Annotated in this window: 2 protein-coding genes; both read left to right on the top strand. The window is 64.8% G+C overall.

The features are described 5' to 3' along the window. Positions 1-1,587 (top strand): SpoIIE family protein phosphatase (locus ABJF10_RS30180; RefSeq protein WP_348548306.1); only part of this gene is annotated, 1,587 nt, incomplete at its 5' end. A 9-nt stretch (positions 1,588-1,596) separates the two neighbouring features. Beyond that, on the top strand, positions 1,597-3,177 hold the full coding sequence (locus ABJF10_RS30175; RefSeq protein ID WP_348548305.1) for a hypothetical protein: 1,581 nt from the start codon (positions 1,597-1,599) through the stop codon (positions 3,175-3,177). Positions 3,178-3,223 lie beyond the last annotated feature (46 nt).

Genomic DNA, 3,223 nt, shown 5'->3' with positions numbered 1-3,223 from the left:
GCCGGCGCCCATGCCTGCTGCGCCCGCGCGCTCGCCGAGTACGATGACCGCGCGCGCACCGCCTTTTGGGCCGCGCGGACGGGCGAAGATTCGGGCGTCACGCATCGCTGCTATCTCGCGCTCGCTTGCTGGCACCTCGGCTCGCCGGATCGCGCGCTCGCCGTCAACCGCGAGGCCCGTGAACTGGCCCGCTCGCTGCATCATCCCTTCAGCCTCGAATACGCCCTCCACCACACCGGCTGGCTGCATCAACACTGCCGCCTCGGCGCGCAGACCCAGGCGGCGGGTGACGAGCAGATGCGCATCGCCATCGAGCAAGGCTTCCTCTTCTGGCACGCCTGCGGCACGCTTTACTCCGCCGCCGGGCTCCTGCTCCGCGGCCGGCCGGAAGAAGGTTTGCCGTTGCTCCAAAAAGGACTCGACGCCTATCGCGCCACTGGCGCCGGCCTCGGCCTGCCTTACTATCTCAGCCTCCTCGGCGAGGCCTTCACCCAGGCAGGCCGCTTCGACGACGCTCACCGCACCTTCGACGAAGCGCTCGGTCTCGTGGAGAAAAACGACGAGCGCTTCCAGGAAGCCGAACTGCATCGCCTCCGCGGCGAGTTGCACCTCGCTACCGACCACGACGAAAAGGCCGCCGAGGAATGTTTCCGGCGTGCCCGCGACCTCGCCCGTCGCCAGGGCAGCCGGGCTTGGGAACTGCGCGCCACCATGAGTCTCGCGCGGCTCTGGCACGAGAAAGGTCGGCGCCACGAGGCTTTCACCGCGCTCACCGCCGCCATGGATGGTTTCGTCGAGGGCTTCCAAACTCCCGACCTCATGGACGCCGCCGCGCTGCTCCGGGACTTGGGCAACGAGCAGATGCGCGACGATATCGCCGGCGGCATCAAATACATCCACGACTGCATTCCTGCGCCCATGGAAGGCCCGGTCACGGTGCATTGGCGCTACGTCCCCGCCTCCACTCTCGGCGGCGACACCCTCGGCTATCACTGGGTCGATACCGATCATCTCGCCTTCTATCTCATCGACGTCACTGGACACGGCATCGACTCCGCACTCCTCTCCGTCACCATCACCAATGTCATCCGCTCCGACTCCCTCCCCGGCACCGACATGCGCCACCCCGGTCAAGTGCTCGCTGCGCTGAATAAGTCCTTCCAAGGTCCGCAGCATGGCTACAAGTACTTCACTATTTGGTACGGCGTCTTCCATGCCCCCAGCCGCATGCTCACCTACGCCAGTGGCGGACACCCGGCCGCCATCGCCATCGTGCCCGACGCTCCCCAGCCTTTGCGCTTTCCCGCCACGGGTCCGGTAATGGGCGTGCAGCCAGGAATCCCCTATCCCGCCGCATCTTCCTCGCTGCCGCCCGGCACACGCCTCTTCATTTTCAGCGACGGCGTCTTCGAAGTCCGGCGGCGCAAGCGCATGGTCTGGGATCTGGCCGGGTGCATCACCTTTCTTACCGAGACCAGCCAGCAGGGAGAGAATGCCATGGACATCCTGCTCGCCCGCGTGCGCGAACTTCGCGGCTCCCCCCAACTCGACGATGATTTCTCGATCATCGAAGCCCACTTTCGCTAAGTCCTCTTCATGACAGATCACCCCGCCGAAAGCCAGCGCCCGCACCTCAGCCTCCGCCGCTGCTTCTGGCTCTGCCTCCCGGCCCTCGTCATCGGCACGATCGTGCGCCTCTCCTTCCTCGTCGCGGTCCCCGAGGTCTTCTACGGCGGCGATAGCAGCTCTTATTTTGCCGCCGCGCATTCCGTCTACATCGACCACGAGTTCGATATGCCGCCGAAACGCCGCTACGTCTACCCGCTGCTTCTCGTCGCCGCACCGCCGGTGCCCTTTTGCAACACCGCGCAAATCGTCGCCCTCGTGCAGCATCTCGCCGGCCTGGGCATCATCTTCGGTATCGGCTGGGTCACGGGGAATTTCGTGCGCCGGCCCGCGCTCTGGGTGCCGCTCGTCACCCTCTTCCCCGCCATTTGGCCGCGCATGATTTATTACGAGCACGAGATGATCTGCGAGACGCTCCTTCTCAGCGTCTTCATCGCCACCGTCGCTCTCGCTGCCCCGCGCGACAGTCTCGCCAGCAATCGCCGCCTCATTTGGTTCTGCCTTTTCGCGCTCCTCATCGTCGCGGTGAAGCCGTCCGGTCGCCCCCTCTGGTTCGGCCTCATCGTCGCCGCCGCCCTCATCACCCACCGCCCCTTTCGCTGGCCGTGGCTGTGTTACTCCACCTTCCCCTTCGTCATCCTCATCACCTTCACCTCCGGGGGCGATTCTCAAGGACCATGGCTTTTTCTCAGTTCCACGCTCCCGCTCGTCCGGACCGAGGGCGAACCCTACGCCGCCGAGCGCGCCCTCCTCCGCCCCACTATCGAAGCCGCCCGCGCCGACCTGCCGAACTACTCCTTCCGGCAAAAGGAATTCAAGAAGCTGCTCAACGACAGCCACGACAAAGCGCCACTCGGCCCCGCATACGCCAGACTCGTTTCCGATCACAAACGTTTCGCTAGCTTCGCCCAGAGCCTCGGCCGCGAAGCCGTCCTCACTCATCCTTTTCAATACCTCGGCATGATCGGCAAAAAGATCGTCACCGCCGCCGGCGGCCAGCAGATTCAGCAGCGCCTCGACCCGCAGATCTTTTGGGACGATCAAAGCGATACCAGTGAAATCCGCTGGCGGGAACACGCCGAGGAAATGCGCGTCATCTACGAAATGGATGAACCGACCTACCGCGCCATGGCCGCGGAGCGTTCGCAACGCACCGTCTGGTTCTCCCCGTTCATTCGTTCCTTCGCCGATGTCAATTGGCTCCAGGTTCAGCGCGGCGATCCCGGCGAAGCTCCCCTCATCCGCTTCCGCCTCCTCGGCGGCCTCGCGCTCTGGGGCCTCGTCATGACTCTCCTCCCCAGCCGCTTCGTCCGCACCTCCCTCCTCTGGCTTCCTCTCGTGTTCTATCTCTTCGGCGTCTTCGCCGTCGGCGACACCGTCACCCGTTACCTCCACCCCATCGAGTGGATCCTCTTCGTCCTCATCGCCATCGGCCTTGACGCCACCCTCGACGGCATCTTGTTCCTCCATCACCGCCTCCGCCCCTCACCCCATCCCTCCCCACCCCCGCCTAACTATGTAGTCAAACGCCAGCCACTCGCTCTCGGCTAACACTCCGCACACCCATTCATCACATCCGTCCCATCCTCCCCCTAAC

The sequence above is a fragment of the Chthoniobacter sp. genome, from assembly GCF_040003245.1.
In the GTDB taxonomy this organism is placed as follows: domain Bacteria; phylum Verrucomicrobiota; class Verrucomicrobiia; order Chthoniobacterales; family Chthoniobacteraceae; genus Chthoniobacter.
This window is presented reverse-complemented; position numbering and strand designations above follow the sequence as displayed.

Excerpts from the sequence above, each read along its gene's own strand:
- ABJF10_RS30175 (WP_348548305.1), top strand. The coding sequence starts at position 1,597 with ATGACAGATCACCCCGCCGAAAGCCAGCGCCCGCACCTCAGCCTCCGC.